Source organism: Streptomyces sp. WMMB 714, assembly GCF_900090125.1.
Lineage (GTDB): Bacteria > Actinomycetota > Actinomycetes > Streptomycetales > Streptomycetaceae > Streptomyces > Streptomyces daqingensis.
The window spans coordinates 253,516-273,909 of record NZ_FMHJ01000005.1 but is presented as its reverse complement, the minus strand read 5'-3'; the positions used below and the strand labels follow the sequence as shown (position 1 = coordinate 273,909).

The window sequence follows — 20,394 nt, the reverse complement described above, 5'->3', positions numbered from 1 at the left end:
CGGGCCGGTTCGTCAGCCGGCCAGCGGGGTGTCGTAGAGGTCGTAGCTGCGCTGCTGCTCGAATCGGCGCAGCACTTCCCGGTCGATGCGCTCCCCGCACTGCGGGGGCAGCTCCGGTGGCCGCCGGCCGAGCCGGCGTGCGAGCCGGTGGAGTGCGGCGGCGAGCCACGCCGGGTCGACGAGGAACGTGCCGTCGCCGCGGGCCTGTTGCCACACCCCGATCGCGGAGGCCGCGGCGAGCAGCACCGTGTAGCGCTCGGCGAGGGCGAAGGCGGCGGGACGGGCCAGCGCGGTGCGGTCCGTCGCCGCCAGGGCGCGGCTGTGCTCCTGGACCTGCCTCAACTCCCCCACCATGCAGAGCGCGAGGTCCCGAGCGGCCCGCTCTTGCGGTGTGCCCGCGGGCAGTTCGTCGACGGCGGCGACGAGCGTCGCGCTCAGGGAGTCTCCGCCCGCGGTGAGGGTGAGCCGGTCGAAGGGGATGCCGGGCAGGTCGCCGCGGAGCGCGAACAGCTCCGGAGGGGCGGGCGGGGAGGTGAACCAGGACCGTCTGGCCAGCCGGGACAGCTGGGGGATGATCGTGGCCTGGCAGGCGGCGGATCCGGCGTGCCCGAGGCTGAGCACCGGAAGGTCGCGGATGTGCTTCTGGAAGATGCCGAACTCGCCCTCGCGGACGTAGTAGCGCGCCCCCAGGACGACGGCGAGTTCGTTCATGGTCTCGCTCAGCATCCGCGGCACGAGGTACTTCACCGCGGCCGCGTGGACGCTCGTCTCCGCGGGCAGCAGGTGCACCGCGCGGGCAGCGGCCAGCGAGAGGCTGTCGCACACGAGCAGGTCGGTGAAGGCGCCGGCGAGTGCGGCCCTGGCGTGCGGGATCTCCAGGACGGTGCGGCGGTAGAGCCGGCGGCCGGCGGCGAACCGCACGACGGTGCGCAGCGCCGTGTCGGCGGCGCCCAGCGCCATCCCCGGCATGGCGGTGCGGGTGATCTGGAAGGCGCGCAGGGCGACTTCGACTCCCTTGCCGGCCTCTCCGACGAGGTCGGAGGAGGGCACGTGGCAGTCGTCGAACTCGAGTCCCGACAGGTGGCAGCCGCGTACGCCGACGCTGTCGTAGCGGGGAAGCACCCGGTACCTGTCCGGGTCGCAGGAGTCGCGTCCGGTGAAGAGCACGGAGTGGCTGCGGCTGCCGGGCGCCGGGTCGGTGCGGCCGAAGAGCACCCAGGCGCGGGCGCGCCCGGCGTTGTTGATGACCTGTTTCGAGCCGCGGAGCAGGTACCCGCCGCCGGTGGCGGGCCGTGCGGCGAACTCGTTGCGCACGAAGTCGTTGCCGTGGGCGAGTTCGTGGTACGCGACGGAGACCTTGCCGCCTTCGAGCAGCAGCCGTGCCATGCGGCGGCGCTGGTCGCCGTCCCCTGCGGCCCACACGTTGACGGCGGCCATGAAGGAGGTGACGCCGTAGCCGAGCCCGAGCGCGACGTCGCGGCGGAAGACGGGCCGGAGCACCCGCACCAGGTGGTCGATCCGCTCCAGGCGTCCGCCCTGCCCGTGCGGCACGAAGTCGGCGTTGAGCATCACCTCGTCGAGGACGCGTTCGCCCGGCTCGGACAGCTCGCCGGCCTCGTCGGCCTCCAGGAGGCGTGCGTAGGAGACCTCGTTGCGCTCGTCGGTGGGGTCGCCGAAGGCTTCCTCCAGCACGGCGACGCGGGCCGCGGCACGCGCCTCCTGCCCGGCGGGCACGGCGGACTCGCCGTGGGCCCCGTGCTCGGCGTGGCCCTCTCGCGCGGGGGCCTGCGGCGGCCGCCCCGCGGCCTCGGTACCGGTCGGCATGGCGTCCTCTCAGCTTCCTGGGGTGGGCTCGGCCGCGGGCCGGCCCGAGCCGTCGGCCGGTGTACGGGCCGGTGCGGGCAGGCGTTGCGGGAAGAGCGCGAACAGCTCGCCCGAGCGGCGCAGTTCACGCATCCGCTCCAGCAGGTCGTCGTAGGCGGCGGGGTCGTCGCAGCCGGGCTCGCCGAGCCGCACCAGCAGCCGGTCCAGCGCGGTGCGCAGCCACAGTCCGTCCTGCCACAGCGGGTGCGGGGCGGTGCCGGACGCCTGCGTCCCCGGCGCATTGTGCGTGTAGAGACCCAGGCACGCGGCTGCCGCGTAGCACAGCGTGTAGCGGCGGGCCGTCTCGAACGACGCGGGAGGCACGTCGCCGACCGCGAGCGGCTGGGCGGCCATCTCGGCATGCAGGCGGGTGGCTACGGACAGCAGCCGTTCCGCCGCGCGTGCGGCCTCACCCAGGGCGGGGGCCCGTACGGACCGCCGCCGCAGCTCCCGCACCGACTCGCCGAGGGTGGCGAGGACGCCGCTGCCGCGGCGGGCGACGAGCGAGAGCGCGGCCGGGTCCATCTCGGGCAGCGGCGTCGAGAGGTCGAAGGCGGCTCTGGCGCCCTCGGCGTCGCCGGTGCCCCGCTCGAAGCCGCGGGCGAGCGAACGGAACTGGCTGACGAGGGAGTTGAGGTTCACCAGCGTGTTGCCGTCGAAGAGGCCGACGATGCGGTGGTCGCGCTCCGCCTTCTGGAACATGCCCTGCGCGTACACGTCCTTGAGGAAGGCGCGGGCGCCGAGCAGCCTGGTGACGGCGGCGAAGACGTCCTCGGTGCCGCTGGGGAGCAGGTACTTCGTGACCGCGGAGGTCAGGCTCATCTCCGCTGTCTGCGTGTGCACCGCCCGCGAGGCCACCACCGCCAGCGCCTCGTGCGTCAGCACGTCCGCCGCGGCCTCCGCCAGCACCTGCCGTGCCTGCGGCAGGTGCACGAGCCGCCGGCCGTACAGTTCGCGTTCCTCGACGAAGTCCAGGGCGAGGCGCAGCGCGTGGTCCGCGGACCCGAGGGAGAGCGCGGCGCACATCGTCCGCGTCAGCTGAAGCGCCTTCAGCACCGTCTCGATGCCGCCGCCCTCGGCTCCGACCAGCGCCTCGCGCGGCACCCGCGCACCGTCGAGGACGATGCCGGAGATGTCGGCGCCGCGGATGCCGTGCGTGCGGACCTTCGGCAGATGGCGGTAACCGCCCTCGTCCAGGCGGCGCTTGTCGACGAGGAGCACGCTGAATCCGCGGGGCCCGCCGTCCGGGTCGGTGCGGGTGAGGAGCGAGAGCATGGAGCCGCGGGTGGCGTTGTTGATGAGCCACTTCTCGCCGGTGACGCTCCATCCGTCTCCCGGCGGTGCTTCGGGCAGCCCCGTCACCTCGCCGGCCAGCAGGTCGCTGCCGTGTGCCCGTTCGGTCAGGGCGAGGGAGACGGCGACCCCGGCCGTCACGTCGGCGGCGAGGCGGCGGGCCTGCCCGTCCGTGCCCGCGACCCAGACGCAGACCGCGCCGAGGTAGGTCTTGCCGTGCCCGACGGCGACCGTCAGGTCGCGTCTGGCGACGCCGCGCATGATCTGGAGGAGTTGCTCGTAGTCGCCGAGCCGGCCGCCGTGCCGCTGCGGCACGTAGTAGCCGGGCAGGCCCCATTCGTCGAGGCGGCGGCAGATGTCCGCGGGGAACTCCTCCTTCTCGTCGAGTTCCACGCAGCGGGCGTAGGAGAAGTCTCCGGCCGGTTCCCGGGGGTCGCCCAGGAACCGGTCCAGCTCCTCCGCAAGCCGGTACGGCGGGTGCTCCATGTCAGACCACCGGCGCCGGGGAACGGTCCGCGGCACGGGCGGCCAGCTCACGGACGACCGGTTCCAGCACCTCGTGCAGCGGCGTCAGAGCGCCCTCCAGGAAGAGCTTGCGCATCAGGGTGCGCTGGATCTTGCCGCTGGTGGTCTTGCGGACGGTTCCGGGACGTACGAGCACGACGTTGCCCGCGGGCACGTTGAACTCCCTGCTGACGCGCCGCTGGATCCCGCCCGCCACGGTGGGCAGGTCCACGCTCAGCGCGCTCGGGCGGACCTCCTGCACGACGACGAGGTGCTCGCGGTCGCTCTCGACGGAGAACACGGCGCCGGAGCCGGCGTTGAGCGCCTTCTCCCCCGCCTGCGCGACGCGTTCGACGTCCTGCGGGTAGAGGTTCCGCCCGGAGAAGATGATCAGCTCCTTGAGGCGTCCCGTGACGTACAGTTCGCCGCCGTCGACCGCTCCGAGGTCGCCGGTGCGGAGCCACCCGCCGCCGTCCGGGCCGTCGCCTCCGGGGGCGCCGCCCTCGATGACGGCGTCGAAGATCTCCTTGTTCGCCTCGGGGTTCTTCCAGTAGCCCGTCGCGACGCTCTCGCCCTTGAGCCAGATCTCGCCGACGCTTCCGCCGGGGCGCTCCCGCCTCGTCTCCGGGTCGACGATCCGCAGCTCGAAGTGGTCGCAGGCGCCGCTGCTCACGAGGGTGCGGGAGGCCTCTCCGGCCTGGACGGGGGCGAGTTCGCCGCCTTCGAGTCCCGCCGCGTCGACGTCGCGCAGCACCGGCCGGGTTCCGCGGGGCGCACCGGAGACGAGCAGCGTCGCCTCCGCCATGCCGTAGCAGGGGAAGAACGCCTCGGGCCGGAAGCCGGCCGGTGCGAAGCGCTCCGTGAAGGCCCGTACGGTCTCGGCCCGGATGGGTTCCGCGCCGTTGACCGCGGACTCCCAGCGGCTCAGGTCGAGGCCGGCGAGCTGCTCGTCGCTGACGCGCCGCAGGCACAGCTCGTACGCGAAGTTGGGGCCGCCGCCGATCTCGATCCCGTGGTCGCTGATCATCTCCAGCCACCGGTGCGGCCGCTTGAGGAACGAGACGGGGGACATCAGCACACCGCGGGCGCCCATGTAGAGGGGCTGGAGGATGTGCCCGATCAGGCCCATGTCGTGGTAGAAGGGCAGCCATCCGCCGATCGAGGAGCCGCTGCGGGTGCGGACCACGCGGTGGATGGTCTCCTCGTTCGCCAGCAGGTTGCGGTGGGAGACCATCACGCCCTTGGGGTCGCTGGTCGACCCGGAGGTGTACTGCAGGAAGGCCAGGCTCTCGGGGTCGATGCCCGGCTCCTTGTAGGCGGCCGGGTCGGCGAAGTCACCGGAGTCGGTGGCCAGGCACAGCACGTCGGTCATGCCCTCGGCCGCCAGCCACTCGCTGATGGCGGGGGCGTTGGCGGAGTCGGTGAGGACGGCGCGGGCCTCGGAGTCCCGCAGGATGCCCGAGACGCGGCTGAAGTGCTGGCCCTGTTCCGTCGGCAGCGGCGCCGGCACGGCGACGGAGCCCGCGTAGAGGCAGCCCGTGAACGCCTTGATGAAGGCGGTTCCCGTCGGGTAGAGCAGCAGCACCTGGCGGCCGGACGCGCCGTGCTCCTGCAGCCAGGCCGCGGTGCGGCGGGCCTCGTCGTCCAGCCGCGCGTACGTGAGGTGCTCCGGGCCCGAACCGCCCGTGCCGTCCGGAAGGAAGACGAAGGCGTCCTTGGCGCTGTGCGCGGCTGTGCGCTCCAGGACCAGTTCCGTGAAGGTGCGGAAGGTTGTCGGCATCGTTCCCTGGCCTCTCCGAGATCCGCTGGCTGAGCGCCGGCGAGGGGTGTGCGGGTGGTTGATCGTTCTTTGCGGCGCTAAGGGGAGGCTTGTGCCCTTGCCTCCCGATGCGCGGGACGGCGCCGGACGGGGCGCGTCACGGCCGGGTCGCCGCCGGGGACGCGCCGCGGCGGCATCCGGCTCAGCTCCCTTCGCTCTCCTCCGCGAACGACGCCGTGAGCGTCACGTGGCCCGGGAGCGGGGGCAGTTCGCCCAGGCCGTGGCGGAAGCGGACCTCCGTCCCGGACTCCTGGACCGCCGAGAATCCCATCGAGGGGTAGAAGCCCCGCACGCGGTGGTTCTTGGCCGTCCGCACGTACCGCGCGCGCACCTCGCCCAGGCCGCTCCGCTGCGCGTGGTCCAGCAAGGCGCCCAGCGCCGCCTGTTCGATGCCGCGGGCGAAGACGCGGCAGCTGAGCAGCATGTTGTCCAGGTGCAGTACGCCCCCGCTCCGGGAGACCAGCAGGGCGCCCACGACGCCGTTGTCCCCGAAGCGGTCCCGGGAGCGGACGGCGAGGACCATCCGTTCCGGGTCTGCTGCCAGCTCCCGGACGGCGTCCGGCTGGAGGCGCTGCGTCGTCATGTTGAACTGGTTGGTGCGCAGGGTCATCTGGGAGACGCGGTCGAGTTCGTTTCCCGAGGCCGGCGATACGGCGACCCGCACGTCCAGGTCACGCAGGTAGTCCTCCATCGATCCGGCGCTGTCGAGGAGCGTGCGCCGCTCGGCGTCCGAGCGGTACTGGGCGGTGCGCCGCCGGTCCTCCGCGGTCAGCTCCAGCACGTCGAACCAGCCGTCCGCGAGGAGGCGTTCGATGTGCAGCGCCGGCTCCTCGTTGAGCCGCACGACCGCGACCTCCGGGAGCGAGGAGGCGACGAGGCCGCATTCGAAGGGCGAGTCGTCGGCGAACACGAAGCTGTCGACGCCGAGGTTGAGACGTTTGGCGATCGCCTTCAGATTCCCGTCCTTGGGCTCCCAGTCGGCGACGACTTCGACGAAGTCCTCCTCGCGCAGCACCATGTCGGGGTGGTCCCGCAGCACTTGGAGGACGGGGCCGCTGTCGTTCTTGCTGCACGCCGCGAGCAGCACTCCCTGGGAGCCGAGCTGCCGGACGGTCCGCTGGAACGCGCCGAACGCCTCGCCGCGGTAGGTCGACGCGACGGCGATGCCCTCTGCGCCGTCGTCGCCGAGCACTCCGTCCCACAGCGTGTTGTCGAGGTCGACGACCAGCACTTTCCGGGTACGGCCCAGCAGCGTACGGGCGTAGTGGCCCGCTTCGCGGGCGTAGCGGGCCAGCAGCTCCTCCCCGAGGTGGACCTTGGCGTAGGCCGCGAGCCGGGGGTCGCGTACGGGTCCGCCCTCCGCGGCCAGGACCTCCGTGTCAATGACGTGCACGCGCTCGTGGCGGAGTGCGAGCCGCAGGATGCCGGCGTTGAACTCCCGCCACAACGCGGCGAGTTCGGTGCGGGCACGGAGGTCCACGAGCTGGTGGGTGTGGTGGCGCAGCAGCGGCAGCGTGTTGAGGACGAGCGTGCCCGGCGCGTGTCCCGCCCATCGCCCGGCCAGCCCGTCGAGCAGTTCGAGCTTGGCGGCGGCCGCGGCCCGTACGTCCTCCACGCCCCAGCGGGCGGGGAGTTCGCCGAAGACGATCCCGGCGTCGAGTACGCACAGGGCGAGGTCGGTGCCGGGGGCGTACAGCTGGCCGCCGGTGTCCCGCAGATCGCGCTGCCACGTCCCCGAACCGACGGGAAGGCAGTGCAACGCAACGCCGTGGCGGGCGAGTTGAGCCGTGAGGGCCGTGGCGAGGGCGTCGACGGTGGAGGACCCGGTGACCGCGGCCGTCAGGCAGGGCACGTCGGGGTCGTGCTCGCGGATCCGCTCGTGGGGGACCTTGGCGAGCACCCTGCCGGCGCGTGCCAGGTCGGCGAACGCTCCGTCGTCCGGGGCGAGTTCGGCGAGGAGGGGGGCGACGGAGCGGTACTCGGCGGCGACCCTGCCCGCGGCGTGCAGCTCCCGCAGCCTCTCCAGGGGCGGTCTCCGCGCGGCGGCCGCGTGCTCCGCCGGTGCTGCTGGTGCTGTCACGGCCGCATCCTCCGCGTCGCTGGTCCGGTCCGGGCCGCTGTCACGCCTGGTCGGCGCGCGCACAGTCCGGTACCGCTGTCGCGCCGAGTGTGTGCGGGCGTTCTTAAGCCGGCCTTGTGCTCGCCCGCTCCCGTCCTGCAAGCACTCCTTTAGGGAGGGGCCGGAGCATCGGCCGACCCCCTTCCTGAAAGGCAGCACGGAGATGACAACAGAGCTGACCGCACAGGTATGCGTCGTGGGAGGCGGCCCGGCCGGACTGACACTCGCCGTGGAACTCGCCAAGCGTTCGGTCTCCGTCGTGGTGCTGGAGCAGAGCAGGCACTTCGACCGGTCCTTCCGCGGCGAGTCGGTCTCGCCCGACTCCGTCTGGCTGCTGGACCGGCTGGGGCTGCTGGAGCGCCTCGACGGCGAGTACCAGCAGATGCACCACATGGAGATCGAGGACGCCGGAAGCACGGTGCTGCGGGCCGACTTCGCCGACTTCACCTACCCCCATCCGTATCCGGTGGAGATGCCGCAGCCCGCCCTGCTCTCGGCGCTGGCCGAAGTCGGCGAACAGCACGAGGAGTTCACGCTTCTGCGCCGGGCGACCGCGATCGGCCTCGTACGCGACGCCGACGGCACCGTCACCGGCGTGGAGGCGCGTACGCCCGACGGTGTGGTGACCGTGGACGCGGCCCTCACCGTCGCCGCCGACGGCCGGTTCAGCAAGGTGCGGGAGATGGCCGGCCTGCCGTGCACCAGGGTGCCGCTGGAGCGGGACGTGATCTGGCTGAAGCTGCCCTTCCCGGCCGAATGGGACGACAGGACGTACCGCATCCGCATCCGCGGCGACCAGCACGCGCTGTTCCTGCCGACACAGCCGGACAGCGTCCGCGTCGGGTTCAACATCCCCAAGGGCGGCCTGAAGGAGCTGCGTTCGCAGGGGCTGACCGCTCTCTACGAACGTCTGGACCGGCTGGCCCCGGAGCTCTCGGAGGCCGTCCGCCAGGAGGTGCGCAGCTGGTCGGACACCTCGATGCTGGACATCTTCACCACCGTCGTCCCCAAGTGGTCCGCGCCGGGGCTGACACTCGTCGGCGACGCCGCCCACACCCTGACGCCCATCCTGGGCCAGGGCGTCAACCACGCCATCATCGACGCGGTGGCACTGGCGCCCCTGGTGCAGGAGGCGCTGGCCGCCGGCGGCGGCGCGGACCGGCTGCTGCGCGCGGGCGAGCAGTTCCAGCAGCTGCGTGAGGCGTCGGTGGCGGGGTCGCGGGGCCTCCAGCTGCGCCAGGAGCGGCTGTTCGCGCTGCACGGGCCGCTCGGCGCCCTGTTCCGGCGGACTCTCTACCGCCTGGTGGGGCGCAGCAGGGCGCTCACCCAGCGGGTGCTGGCCCAGGCCTACTTCCAGCTCCAGGAGCCGGGCCCGCACGTCGCCCGCCGGCAGTCAGGTTCGGCGGCGCGGCCGCGGCAGTGAGGCACGGCGCCCGCCGCGCACGTCACGGCCCAGGACCCCCGAGTGTCCTGGGCCGTTCGGTGTTCCACCCGGAGTGGAGCACAGGCCGGCAGGGGGGAGGGGCCGGCCTGCGCCGTCAGCGGGGCCGTCCGTCCGGAGTACGCAGCCCGTAGCCGAGGACGCGGTCGACGCAGATGTGGCCGAGCCAGGCCAGCGCGAAGGTGAAGGGCGCGGCGATGGTCGTGTTCGCGGTGGGCGCGAACGACAGGGCCACCAGCGCCACCACCGGGATCAGCGGCCGGTGCAGCAGGTTGTAGACGCCGACCATGCGGGCCGGCATCCGGCCGGGTTCACGCGGCCCGCTCCCCGCCCCCAGAAGGAACGACAGGTCGGGCACGAGGACTCCCAGCACGGCCATCGGGATGGTCCATCCGCCGTGCTTGACCGCCTCGAACACCGCCCAGAACAGCAGGAAGGCGCCGAGCGCCGCCCAGGCAAGCCGGGCCGGCCAGGCGACGGGACGCTCCGCGGCGCCGCTCCCGGATTCGCTGCTCGTCACGGTTCTCTCCTCAACTCCAGGCGGGACGGGGGCCGTTCACGGATGCCGCGGTGGTCACCAGGTGACGGGCAGCTTCGTCAGCCCGTGCACCATCATCCCCGTGGACATGCGCAGATCCGCGACGTCCCCGGCAAGACGCAGGCGCGGGAAGCGACGGAGCAACGACGAGAGCACGATCTGGAGTTCGGCCCGCGCCAGGGCGGCCCCGAGGCAGAAGTGCGCGCCGTGTCCCAGCGCCACGTGGCTCGTCGCGGAGGGCCGGGCGGGGTCGAACTCGTCGGCGGGGCCGTCGGTGAACTGCTCGGGGTCGCGGTTGGCGGAGCAGATGGCCGCGAGGACCGCGCTGCCCTTCGGGATGACGGTGCCCCCCAGTTCGACGTCCTCCAGGGTGACCCGCAGGGGACCGCCGTCGCCGATGGGGTTCATCCGCAGCAGCTCCTCCACCGCGTGCTCCATCTTCTCCGGGCTCTCCCGCAGCGCGTCCAGGTGCTCCGGGTGGCGCAGCAGCGTCAGCACGCACGTGCCGATCATGCTGACGGTGGTCTCGTGGCCGGCCACGAGCAGCGTGATGCCCATGGTGATCAGCTCGTGCTCGCTGAGGCTGCCCTGCTCGTCGTGCGCGGAGACCAGCGCCCCGAGCAGGTCGTCGGTCGGCTCCTCGCGCTTGCGCTGCACCAGCGCGGCCAGGTACTCGACCATGGACTTGCGCTGCGCCAGGGACTCCTCGGGGGTGTGCGAGGTGAGCGAGACGAACGCGTCGGACCACGCCCGGAAGCGGTCGCGGTCCTCGAAGGGCACGCCCAGCAGCTCGCAGATCACCATCACCGGCAGGGGGAAGGCCAGTTCGGTGTTGAGGTCCGCCGGCGGGGAGAGCTTCTCCATCTTCTCCAGCAGGTCGTCGGTGAGCTCCTGGATGCGCGGACGCAGATTGTGCACGCGGCGGGCGGTGAACTCCCGCGAGACGAGCTTGCGCAGCCGCGTGTGCTCCGGCGGGTCCATGGTGAACAGGCCGCCGGCGAGCGGCGGCGTCTTGGACAGCTGCGGCGCACCCGGTTCCACGGTCGCGGCCCGGCTGAAGCGCAGGTCCGACAGGACGGTCCGCACGTCGTCGTAGCGGGAGACGACGTAGCCGTCGTCGCCGCTGGGCAGCCGCACGTGCGCCACGGGGCACTTGGCCCGCAACTCCTCGTACACCGGCGGCACTTCGACGGCGGAAGGGCGGTGGAAGGGGTAGGTGTACTCGGGTTCGGCGCTGCTGCCGTCGCCGGTTCCGGTGCTGGTCTCGGTCGCCATGGGGCTTCTCCTGAGGCGGGGTCGTGGGTGATGGCGGGCGGGAAGAGCAGGGCGGCGGGGCGGCCGTTCCCGGCGCGGGCGCCGGTTCGCCCCTCGCGGGGTCCGCGGTCAGACGGACGTTCCTGCCGGTGACTTCTCCGGCCGGGAGCTGTGCCCGGACGCGGGGGGATCGGCGGCACCGCCGGCGCGAGTGACCTCCCCCGCCGACGGTGGCCGCCCCGGCGGCTCCATCCGGTCCAGGCGCAGTGCCCGATGGAGGCTGCGCAGTGGAGCGGGCGCCCACCAGTTGGTGCGGCCCAGCAGCGCCATCAGCGACGGCACCAGCAGGGCGCGTACGAGGGTCGCGTCGATCAGCACCGCGAAGGCCGTGCCCAGGCCAAGTTCCTGGACCAGGACCAGGCGGCCCAGCGCGAGCGCGCCGACGGCGACGCAGAACAGCAGCGCCGCGGAAGTGACGATCGGGCCCGTACGGGCGAGACCTTCGGCCACCGCCGCGCGGTCGTCGAGGCCCGACGCCCTCGCCTCGCGGATCCGTCCCAGGAGGAAGACGTTGTAGTCCGTGGAGAGCCCGAACGCGAGGGCGAAGACGAGCACCGGCGTGGTGGTCTCGATGCCGCTCTGCGCGGTGAAGCCGAGGTTCCCGCCCTGGAAGACCCACACCAGGAAGCCGAGGGCCGCGCCGGTGGAGAGGAGGTTCATCAGCAGCGCCGTGAGAGGCAGCAGGACGGAGCCGGAGAAGGCGAACAGCAGGAGGAGCGTCACCAGGGACAGCACTCCGGCGGCCAGGGGCAGCCGGTCGGTGATGGAGTCCTGCTGGGCGACGAGGTCGGCGGTCAGGCCGGTGTAGCGGGCCTGGTGGGGAGCGTCCAGGGCCTGCACGGCGCGGGCGGCGTCCTGGGCGGAGTTGCCGAGGGGGGCGCCCGCGAGCACGGCGTCGATCTCCCAGTGCCCGCCGTCGAGCCGGAAGGGCCTGCCCACGTCGCGTACGCCGGGCACGTCCGCGATCTCGGCGCGGTAGGCGGCGAGTTCGGCTCCGCCGCGCGGCGTGTCCAGCACGATCTGCAGCGGGGACGTGGCGGGCTCCTCGAAGTCCCGCTCCAGTACCTGCGCCGTGTGGCCGGCGCTGGTGCCCGCCGGGAGCATGCCGGCGTCGGCGCCGGTGAACCGCGCCCCGGCCACCGGGGAGGCGATCGCCAGCAGCACCGCCGTCGCGACGACGGCGAGGACCGCGGGGCGGCGCATCACCGCGCAGGCGATGCGGTGCCAGCGGTCGCCGGCCGCCTCGCCCGCTCCGGCGGCGCGCTGCCAGCGGCGGGGCGCGAGGGAGTTGATCCGGCTCCCGAGCACCGCGAGCAGCGCGGGCAGCCCCAGCAGCGCGAACGCCGCGGCGGAGATCACCGTGACGACGCCGGCCAGGCCCATCGAACGCAGGTAGGGCTGGGGGAAGACCATCAGCGCTGCGAGCGCGGCGGCGACGGTGAGAGCGCTGAAGAGCACCGTGCGTCCTGCCGTGGCGACGGTCCGGCGCAGTGCCTCCGCGCCCGGCCCGTCCTGGGCGATCTCCTCGCGGTAGCGGGAGACGATCAGCAGCCCGAAGTCGACGGAGAGGCCCAGTCCGAGGGCGAAGGCGAGGCTGAGCGCGCCCGTCGAGACGTCCATGAAGCCGGTGGCCAGCCGGAGGCCGGCGAACGTCAGCAGCAGCGACACCACGGAGCCGATCAGCGGCACGAGGGCGGCGACGACGCCGCGGAAGACGAGGAAGAGCAGTACGAGGATGACGGGGAAGGCGAGGCCCTCGGCCGTCGCGAGGTCCTCGTTGGAGACCTCCGCGACCTGTACGTGGCCGGGGGTGGGGCCGCCCAGCCACGCCTTGCCGCGCAGTGCGGGATCGTCCTCGATCGCCTGCTGCAGCTTCTTCTCCGCGTCGATGGTCGCGGCGTCCGTCATGGGGCGCACCGCCCCCATGACGACGGTGCTGCGCCCGTCCTCGGAGATCAGCGCGGCGTCGCCGGCGGTGGAGAAGTCGACGACCCTCTTCACCTCGGGCCGCTCGCGCAGCATCCGTGCGGCGGCGGTCACTTCACGGGGAGCGGCGTCCCCGGCGTCGAGCCGCGTGCCCGTGCGGACGAGGACGGCGTAACCCTGCTGGGCGTCGACGCCGGTGGCCGACTCGATGACTTCGCGGGCGGCGACGTTGGGTCCGTGCGGATCGTCGTAGTCCGAGAGGCCGTTGGTCAGCCTGCTCTCCACGCTGCCGCCGAAGTAGCCGGCCACGATCGCGGCCAGCACCGCCAGCAGCAGACTGACGCGCCGTCGCGCGTGCAGCGCGGAGCCCAGGGCAGAGAACATGGAGAGTCACACCTTCCGTCGTTGCGACGAATCTCGCGGAGGGTGCTTTAGCCCCGCTGAAGCCCGGCGGGACGTCTGCGGACGGCCCCTCGCACCACAGCTCGGCTGCCGCCGCACCGGGGCCGGCCGGTCGAGGGTTGGGCGAGAACTGGGCGCGGACTGGGCGAGGGGGCCGCGGCGCCGGTGTCCCCCGCGCCGCGGCCCCCTCCGTCCCCGCTCCCCGCTCAAACCCCGCCCGGCGTGCGCTGCTCGCGCAGTGCGGAGACGAGGGTCCACAGGGTGCCTGGCGTGTCGAAGACTCCGGCGCTCAACTCCTCGTCGGGGATGGTGATTCCGTACTCGTTCTCGACCAGGGCCAGCACCTCGACCATGGCGAGGGAGTCGAGTCCCACGGACTTCAGGCTCGTGTCCGGTGAGACGGTCTCCCTCTCGGCGAGCCTCGGCAGGGCCCCCCTCAGCAGCTTCTCGTAGGACGCGTCCCAGCAGCGATCGGTCATGTCAGCTCAGCTCCTTGACGGCAGGTGTGTGGTGGCCGGTGCTCCGGCCGCTTCCCGGCGCAGCGCGAGCCGGGTGGCGGTGACGACTTCGCCGCCGTCCATGACGACTTCGGCGGGCGCGGGATGCCCGAGGAAACCCAGAAGGCTCGCCGTCAGGCCGTACGCGCCCACGTTGGGGAAGGCGATCAGTTCACCGGCGGCGAGTCCCGGCATCTCGACGCCTCGTCCCAGCACGTCCGCCGGGGTGCAGAGCGGGCCCGCCAACGTGGCGCGCACCGCTTCGGGTCCGGGTTCCCCGCTCGGGCGTACCGGCCGGGCGGCCATCGGCAGCAGACGCCCCAGCCCGGAGAGGCCGCCCAGGTGGTTGATGCCGGAGTCGAGTACGGCGTACGGGGTGCCCCGGCTGTCCTTGACGTCGGTGACGGTGCACAGCAACTGGCCGCTGTCGCCCACGAGATGGCGCCCCGACTCGAAGGCCACGACGGGCGCGCCCTCGCGCCAGCCCGGCAGCCACTCGTCGAGCGCCTCGCTCACCGCTTCCCGCAGCCCCGTGTAGCGGGGGCGCTCCCCCGGCACGGCGTACGGTGCGGCGAACCCCCCGCCGAGGTCGACGAGTTGCAGCTCGATCCCCAGCGACGAGCGGAGCTGCGCGGCCGTGCGGATGCTCTGCACCAGCTCGGCTCGGAGGCTCTCCTCGTCGCGGGCGTTGGTGAGCGGGAAGAAGTGCAGCCCCACGGTGCGTGTTCCCGGCACCTTCAGCCGGTCCGGCGCGGCCGACAGCGTGTCCAGGTCGAAGCCGAACTGCGAGGCGCTGCCCGTCATCCGCAGGCCCGCGCTGCCCGGAGCACCCGCCGCGTTGATGCGCAGCACGCAGCCGGCGGTCACGCCGAGCATGGAGGCGGCGGCGCCGATGCGTTCCAGATCGCCGAAGGACTCGGCCGAGTACGACCGCACGCCCCGGTGCATGGCCTCGGCCAGCTCGCCCGGCGTCTTGCCGGGGCCCGAGTAGAGCAGTTCGCCGGCGCGGCAGCCCGCTTCCAGCGCCGAGGCCAGCTCGCCGCGCGAGGTCACCTCCGCGCGGGCGCCGCAGCGGCGCAGCTCGGCCACGAGGTCGGGGTGCGGGTTGGCCTTGAGCGAGTAGTAGAGGCGGCTGGGCGAGGGCAGCGCGCCGGTGAGGTCGGCGTACGCCGCCCGCACCCTGGCCAGTTCGTAGACGTAGAGCGGGCTGCCGTAGCGGGCGGCGAGTTCCTCCGCCGCCGCCGGGGAGAGCCCGGAGTGCTCAGCGGCCACCGACGACCTCCTTCAGGTACTCCTTGAGCAGCTTGCGGTCGGTCTTGCCGTTCGGCGTGAGCGGAAGGGCCGGCAGCATGTGGCACACGTCCGGCACCTTCGCCTGCTCGACGCGTTCCGCCAGCCCCAGCAGCACGTCCTCGTCGGTGACCTCGCCCACGGCGAAGAGGACCATGTCGCGGCCGTCCTCCGGTACGAGCAGCGCCGCCTCCCTGACGCCCTCGATGTCGAGCACGGCGGCCTCGATCTCCACGGCGCTCATCCGCGTGCCGCGCCGCTTGAACAGGTCGTCGCGGCGGCCCTGGAAGTACAGGTGGCCGTCGGCGTCCAGCCAGCCGTAGTCGCCGGTGTGCAGGGTGACGGTGCCGTCCTCGGCGGTGCGGAAGCGCTGCGCGGTGGGTTCCGGTGCCCGCCAGTAGCCGGCCATGACGTGGGGGCCGCGCACCGCGATCTCCCCGACGTCCAGGGGCGGCACGGGCTCGCCGTCCCCGTCGAGGATCAGCACCTCGGTCCCGCTCAGCGCGGGCCCGACGGAGCCCGGTCGCTCCAGGTCGCCGTCGGGCTCCAGGATGGTGATGCGCTTGCACTCGGTCGTGCCGTACATCGGCGCCACCCGCGCACCGGGGAAGCGTTCGCGCAGCGCCGCGATGAGCGGCGGGTTGAGCGCCGCGCCGGTGTTGGTGAACAGCCGCACGGCGGTGGGGCGCGGATCCCGGGCGGCGAGGCGTACGAGCATCTCCCCCAGGGAGGGCACCAGCGGCACGACCGTCGCACCGCCGGTGCGCGCGTAGCCGAGCAGCCGGGCGTGCCCGTCCGCGTCGGAGAGCAGCAGTTCCGCACCCGCCAGGGCGCACAGCAGCACCTGGTAGAGGCCGTAGTCGAAGGAGAGCGGGACGGCGGTCAGCACGACGTCGTCCGCCCGGTACCGCAGCCGTTCCGCCACCGCGCGTGCCGCGAACGCCACTTGGGCGTGGGGGCAGGCGACTCCCTTGGGCGTGGCGGTGCTTCCGGAGGTGTAGATCAGCAGCGCGAGCCGGTCGGCGGGGACCGGCCCGGCGGGTCCGCCCGCCGGGGCCCCGGCCACCGGCGCCGTGGCCAGGCCGAGTTCCTCGACGACCTGCACGGGGATGCTCTCGGGCCACGCGAACTCCCCGACGCCCTCCCGCTCCGCGGCGGTCGCCACGATCAGCGCCGGCTCGGCGTCGGCGATCACCGACCGGAGGTGGAAGGCGCCCATCGCGGGGTTGATCGGCACGAACACCGCGCCGTGCCGCCACGTTCCGTACAGCAGCGCGGTGAACTCCCGCACGTTGCCCGCCCGTACGAGCACCCGGTCGCCGGGGCGGACACCGAGCGCGTCGAGCCGTGCGGCGAAGTCGCGGGCGGCCGCGTCGAGTTCGGCGTACGTCCACACGCCGTCGCAGTCGCGCACCGCGGGCGCGGACGGGGAGTCGGCCACCGCGCGTGCCAGGATCGCGTCGGCCGCGTTGTCGGCCGTGCCGGAGGGGCGGAAGGTCCCGAAGGCCGGTACGTCGGCTGCGGTGGTCATGCCACCACCTCCCCGTCGCCGTTCGCCGCGCGCCTGTCCGCCGTCGCGCCCGCCTCCGTCGCCCACCGGGGGTCCTCGGTCATCTCCACGACGGCGCACGTGCAGCTGAAGCCCGAACCGCCGCCCACGAGCAGCACCTTGTCGCCCGCGCGCACCTGGCCCGTCTCGACGAGGTCGTTGAATCCGGCGAACTGGTCGCCCGCGCCGAGGTGTCCGGTCCGGCGCGCGAAGTCCCAGGTCGACTTCTCCAGCGGGACGCCCAGCATCTGCCGCACCTGCCAGTCCATCCGGCTGCGGCCGCTGGCGGGCACGACGATCCGCGCGATGCCGTCCATATCGGTGCCCGCCTCGTGCAGCACGGACGCCACGACCTCGCGCACGACGGCGGTCACCCGCTCCGTGGCCGTGCGGAACCCGCCGCTGCTGGTCCTGACGAAGTGCTCGACACGGCCCGGCAGATCGAGGGGATCCTCCGTCGGGCGCGGCCGGAAGCCCGTTCCGCGCAGCACCGCCTCGAGGGAGTTGTCGGCACCGGTGACCGTGGCGAGCAGCCGGGCGAACCCGCCCCGCCGGGAGAGGAGCAGCGCGGTGGCGCCGTCCCCGTAGACGAAGCCGGGTTCGCTGCTCCAGCGCTGGATCTGCGGCTCGCCGAAACGGTCGGCGGAGGTGACCATGGCCGCCGCGTTCGCGGGTCCCGACTGCACGTGGCGCGCGGCCAGTTCGAGCGCGCCGAGGCACGCGTTGCACTCCTGCCGCATCCCGAAGGCGGGCACGTGCCTGCCCAGAGCGTGCCCGGCGACGTACGACGCCGCGGGCCACATCTCCACGCCCTGGAACCAGATGCAGGTGTGCACCAGCAGTTCCACGTCCTCGGCGTCCAACCCGGAACGCTTCAGCGCGGTCGTCGCGGCCTCCACCGCCATGTCCGGCGGTGCCGTGTCCTCGCTCGCCACCCGCACCGAGACCAGGTCGTCGGCGGCGGCCTGCTCCGGGTCGTACAGCCCGGCTTCCACGGCGGTCCGGGCCGGGACCGGCTCGGGAAGCCGTGCTCCCGTGCCCGCCACGTAAACGCCTTCCCAGCGCATGATCCTCCCATTTCGTCGACGGCTCCGCCGGCCGGTACGAGTCGGATCTGCGCACGACGGCACCTGGGGAACCACCCCGGGATGTTCCGCGCCGCGGCTTTGGCCTGGCTAAAGACACCGCGTGGCGGGACGGGGACCGCGCCGCAAGCGGGACTTCAGCACCGGCGCGCACCATGACGCCGCGGACGCACACACGGCCTCGGCGACGAGGTGACGCCGAGCGAGGGAGGGAACCCGCCGATGCGGACGTCGATGCAGGAGCAGGAGGCGGCCGAAGCAGCGGACCCGCGACGCTGGTGGATGCTCGGGGTGCTGTCCCTGGCCCTGTTCGTGATCATCCTGAACAACGGTCTGCTCAACGTAGCGATTCCGCAGATCATGCAGGAGCTGGGCACCGGCATCTCCGCCACGCAGTGGATCGTCGACGGGTACGCGGTGGTCTTCGCGGCGGCCCTGCTGACGGCGGGGACGCTCTCGGACCGGTACGGCCGCAAACGGGCGACGCTGCTCGGCACGTGCGGCTTCGGCGTGGGTTCGCTGCTGGCGCTGACCGCCGACGGGACGGTCCAGCTCGTCGCCGCACGGTGCGTGATGGGGCTGGCCGCCGCGTTCGTCATGCCCGGGACGCTCGCGATCCTCGTCGACGTCTTCCCCGCCCGCGAACGGCCCCGCGCCATCGCCGTGTGGGGCAGCTCCTCGGCGCTCGGCGTAGCCGCGGGCCCCATCGTCGGCGGGCTGCTCGTCGACCGCTTCTGGTGGGGTTCGATCTTCCTGGTCAACCTGCCGCCCGTGCTGGTGGTCCTCGCGGCGGGCATGTGGCTCCTGCCGGAGTCCTCCGAGAAGGTGCCGCGCCCGGCCGACCCGGTCGGGGCGCTGCTGGGTTCGGCGACGATGACGGCCCTCGTCTACGGGGTGATCCACGCGGCGGGCCAGGGCTGGACGTCCACGCCGGTACTCCTCGCCCTCACGGCGTGCGGGGCCTGCGCCGCCGGGTTCGTCGCCTGGGAGCGCAAGCACCCCTTCCCCATGGTCAACTTCGCCCTGCTGCGCACGCCCGCGTTCCTGGGGGCGAGCGCCGGCAGCATGCTGCTCTTCCTCGGACTCGCCGGCACCCTCTTCGTGCTGACGCAGCAGCTCCAGTTCGCCCTGGGCTACAGCCCGCTGAAGGCGGGGCTGGCGGTCGCGCCGCTGGCCGTGGGCGTCGGTCTCGGCTCCACCCTCACCACCGCCCTCACCCGCCTCGCCGGGACGGACGGCGGGGTGGCCTGCGGACTGGTGTGCGCCGCCGCGGGCATGCTGACGCTCAGCCAGTTCTCCGACAGCTACCTGCCCATCGTGGCGGGGCTGCTGCTCAGCGGATTCGGCATCGGCCTCGCTCTGACGCCCGTCACCGACACCGTGATGACGCTCGTCCCGCCGGAACGCTCCGGGAACGCCGCCGCCCTCAACGACACCATGCAGGAACTGGGCAACGCCCTGGGCGTGGCGGTGGTCGGCACCGTCCTGGCCCGGCAGTACGGCTCGCAGGCCTCCGGCCCGCCGGCCTCGCGCGAGGCACGGCAGTCCTTCGTGGAGGCGGCTTCGTCCGGGTTCCTCGTCGCGGCGGGCGTGGTCGCCGCGGGCGCGGCCGTGGCCGCCGCGCTGCTGCCGGGCTCCAACCCGGTGGGCAGGCACCGCCTCGTACCGGGTTCCCGTACTCCGGGCCGGCACCGGCGGCCCAAGCAGCGGTCCATCGGCCCGACGGCCTGGAGCGAGGAGCCGTCCGGACCGGTGCCCGCCCTGCGGGACCTCTCCGACGCGTGAACCGCGGCGAAGCCGCACGACGGCGCGCCCCGAGGGCCGGTGGGCCGGGGAAGGGGGCCGCCGGGTGGGTAGCCGGCCTCTCAGGGGGGCGCCCGGGTACGGGAACGGGACGGCCGCCGGGGTGCGTTCGCACACGGCGGCCGGTCAGACGCTGAACGCGCCGCCCCTCAGACAGGCGCCCCCGCGCAGGCGACGCTCTGCGCGTACCTGCGCAGCACCGCGCTCAACTCCCCCAGGAACAGCGGCTCGTCGTCCCGCAGGAAGAAGTGCCCGCCTGGCATCGTCCGCAGCTCGCTCCCCCTGCCTGCGTGCAGCCGCCAGGCGGCCACCTCCGGCACGGACACCAGCCGGTCCCGCCGTCCCGCGAAGAGATGCAGCGGCACCTGGAGGAGCCGGCCGTACGTGCTCACCTCGCTGTCGCGGCACATCAGCAGGTCGTCCCGCGCCACCGGCAGCAACGCCCGCAGGAAGTCCGGGTACTTCGTCAACGCCTCGGGTATCCCGCCGAGTTCGATGAGCCGCCGCGCCAACTGCCCGTCGTCCGCCTCCGGTCCGATCACCGTCGGGGCGGGCAGATGGGGCGCCCGGTACGCGCCGAGAACCAGCGCGAGGGGCAGCGGAGCGCCGCGCTGCTGCCTGCGCAGCGTCAGCGTGCAGGCGATGAGCGCGCCCATGCTGTGCCCGTAGAAGACGTGCGGCCGGGACAGCACGTCGTCCAGTTGCTCGTCGAGGTCGTCGACGAGCGCCTTCAGGGCGGTGAACCGCTCCTCGTTGACGCGCCCTTCACGCCCGGGGAGCTGAACGGGCAGCACGTGCACGCCGGCGCCGTGCGCGTCGAGCCCCCGCTGCCAGCGCCCGTACGCGGAGGCACCGCCGCCCGCGTACGGGAAGCACAGCAGCCGGACTCCGTCCCGTGCCGAGCCGTCCTCGGTCGTGCGGGGCAGATAGCGGGTCATGGGCTCCACCTCG

At 73.4% G+C, this 20,394-nt stretch carries 14 protein-coding genes; 2 read left to right on the top strand and 12 right to left on the bottom strand.

All coding sequences use genetic code 11. The annotated features are described in order from the left end of the window. Positions 1-12: 12 nt before the first annotated feature. The 4 genes from H181DRAFT_RS29405 to H181DRAFT_RS11305 form a co-directional block, all read right to left on the bottom strand. Entirely contained in the window at positions 13-1,824 is a 1,812-nt protein-coding gene (locus tag H181DRAFT_RS29405) for an acyl-CoA dehydrogenase family protein (protein WP_078895664.1), read from the bottom strand. A 9-nt stretch (positions 1,825-1,833) separates the two neighbouring features. Beyond that, the gene (locus H181DRAFT_RS29400) at positions 1,834-3,642 is read right to left on the bottom strand and encodes an acyl-CoA dehydrogenase family protein (protein WP_078895686.1); all 1,809 of its coding nucleotides are present in this window, start codon (positions 3,640-3,642) and stop codon (positions 1,834-1,836) included. A 1-nt stretch (position 3,643) separates the two neighbouring features. Next, a complete protein-coding gene (locus H181DRAFT_RS11310; protein WP_045864210.1) occupies positions 3,644-5,440 on the bottom strand; it encodes a fatty acyl-AMP ligase in 1,797 nt (598 codons plus the stop codon). A 181-nt stretch (positions 5,441-5,621) separates the two neighbouring features. Beyond that, a complete protein-coding gene (locus H181DRAFT_RS11305) occupies positions 5,622-7,559 on the bottom strand; it encodes an HAD-IIIC family phosphatase (protein WP_045864209.1) in 1,938 nt (645 codons plus the stop codon). 202 nt (positions 7,560-7,761) lie between these two features. On the opposite strand from H181DRAFT_RS11305, the gene H181DRAFT_RS11300 reads away from it, so the two are divergent. Beyond that, the gene (locus H181DRAFT_RS11300; RefSeq protein ID WP_045864208.1) at positions 7,762-9,021 is read left to right on the top strand and encodes an FAD-dependent oxidoreductase; all 1,260 of its coding nucleotides are present in this window, start codon (positions 7,762-7,764) and stop codon (positions 9,019-9,021) included. Positions 9,022-9,136: 115 nt separating this feature from the next. Here the strand turns inward: H181DRAFT_RS11300 and H181DRAFT_RS11295 are convergent, their stop codons facing one another. From H181DRAFT_RS11295 to H181DRAFT_RS11265, 7 genes are all read right to left on the bottom strand, one after another. Then, entirely contained in the window at positions 9,137-9,559 is a 423-nt protein-coding gene (locus tag H181DRAFT_RS11295; RefSeq protein ID WP_045864207.1) for a DUF4260 family protein, read from the bottom strand. Between the two features lie 54 nt (positions 9,560-9,613). After that, positions 9,614-10,852, bottom strand: a complete 1,239-nt coding sequence (locus H181DRAFT_RS11290) for a cytochrome P450 (protein ID WP_045864206.1) — start codon at positions 10,850-10,852, stop codon at positions 9,614-9,616. 108 nt (positions 10,853-10,960) lie between these two features. Continuing rightward, complete coding sequence (locus H181DRAFT_RS11285) at positions 10,961-13,201, bottom strand: MMPL family transporter (RefSeq protein ID WP_045864205.1); 2,241 nt, start codon at positions 13,199-13,201, stop codon at positions 10,961-10,963. Positions 13,202-13,425: 224 nt separating this feature from the next. Next, on the bottom strand, positions 13,426-13,698 hold the full coding sequence (locus H181DRAFT_RS11280) for an acyl carrier protein (RefSeq protein WP_045864204.1): 273 nt from the start codon (positions 13,696-13,698) through the stop codon (positions 13,426-13,428). Positions 13,699-13,704: 6 nt separating this feature from the next. After that, positions 13,705-14,988, bottom strand: a complete 1,284-nt coding sequence (locus H181DRAFT_RS11275) for a type III PLP-dependent enzyme domain-containing protein (RefSeq protein WP_045864203.1) — start codon at positions 14,986-14,988, stop codon at positions 13,705-13,707. After that, positions 14,978-16,537 carry a class I adenylate-forming enzyme family protein gene (locus H181DRAFT_RS11270; RefSeq protein WP_045864410.1) on the bottom strand — a complete coding sequence of 520 codons (1,560 nt, stop codon included), beginning with the start codon at positions 16,535-16,537 and terminating at the stop codon, positions 14,978-14,980. Before H181DRAFT_RS11270 ends, H181DRAFT_RS11275 begins: the two co-directional genes overlap by 11 nt. Then, positions 16,534-17,601, bottom strand: a complete 1,068-nt coding sequence (locus tag H181DRAFT_RS11265) for a 3-oxoacyl-[acyl-carrier-protein] synthase III C-terminal domain-containing protein (protein WP_368073264.1) — start codon at positions 17,599-17,601, stop codon at positions 16,534-16,536. The genes H181DRAFT_RS11270 and H181DRAFT_RS11265 overlap by 4 nt, the downstream gene beginning before the upstream one ends. A gap of 261 nt (positions 17,602-17,862) precedes the next feature. On the opposite strand from H181DRAFT_RS11265, the gene H181DRAFT_RS11260 reads away from it, so the two are divergent. Continuing rightward, on the top strand, positions 17,863-19,425 hold the full coding sequence (locus tag H181DRAFT_RS11260) for an MFS transporter (protein ID WP_052708546.1): 1,563 nt from the start codon (positions 17,863-17,865) through the stop codon (positions 19,423-19,425). Between the two features lie 167 nt (positions 19,426-19,592). On the opposite strand, the gene H181DRAFT_RS11255 is transcribed toward H181DRAFT_RS11260, so the two are convergent. Then, positions 19,593-20,381, bottom strand: a complete 789-nt coding sequence (locus tag H181DRAFT_RS11255) for a thioesterase II family protein (RefSeq protein WP_074467827.1) — start codon at positions 20,379-20,381, stop codon at positions 19,593-19,595. Positions 20,382-20,394: the final 13 nt, after the last annotated feature.

Bases quoted from the DNA above. Each gene is read 5' to 3' on its own strand.
- H181DRAFT_RS11310 (WP_045864210.1), bottom strand. From the start codon at position 5,440: ATGCCGACAACCTTCCGCACCTTCACGGAACTGGTCCTGGAGCGCACA.
- H181DRAFT_RS29400 (WP_078895686.1), bottom strand. From the start codon at position 3,642: ATGGAGCACCCGCCGTACCGGCTTGCGGAGGAGCTGGACCGGTTCCTG.
- H181DRAFT_RS11290 (WP_045864206.1), bottom strand. From the start codon at position 10,852: ATGGCGACCGAGACCAGCACCGGAACCGGCGACGGCAGCAGCGCCGAA.
- H181DRAFT_RS11255 (WP_074467827.1), bottom strand. From the start codon at position 20,381: ATGACCCGCTATCTGCCCCGCACGACCGAGGACGGCTCGGCACGGGAC.
- H181DRAFT_RS11280 (WP_045864204.1), bottom strand. From the start codon at position 13,698: ATGACCGATCGCTGCTGGGACGCGTCCTACGAGAAGCTGCTGAGGGGG.
- H181DRAFT_RS29405 (WP_078895664.1), bottom strand. From the start codon at position 1,824: ATGCCGACCGGTACCGAGGCCGCGGGGCGGCCGCCGCAGGCCCCCGCG.
- H181DRAFT_RS11270 (WP_045864410.1), bottom strand. From the start codon at position 16,537: ATGACCACCGCAGCCGACGTACCGGCCTTCGGGACCTTCCGCCCCTCC.
- H181DRAFT_RS11300 (WP_045864208.1), top strand. From the start codon at position 7,762: ATGACAACAGAGCTGACCGCACAGGTATGCGTCGTGGGAGGCGGCCCG.
- H181DRAFT_RS11260 (WP_052708546.1), top strand. From the start codon at position 17,863: ATGCGGACGTCGATGCAGGAGCAGGAGGCGGCCGAAGCAGCGGACCCG.
- H181DRAFT_RS11285 (WP_045864205.1), bottom strand. From the start codon at position 13,201: ATGTTCTCTGCCCTGGGCTCCGCGCTGCACGCGCGACGGCGCGTCAGT.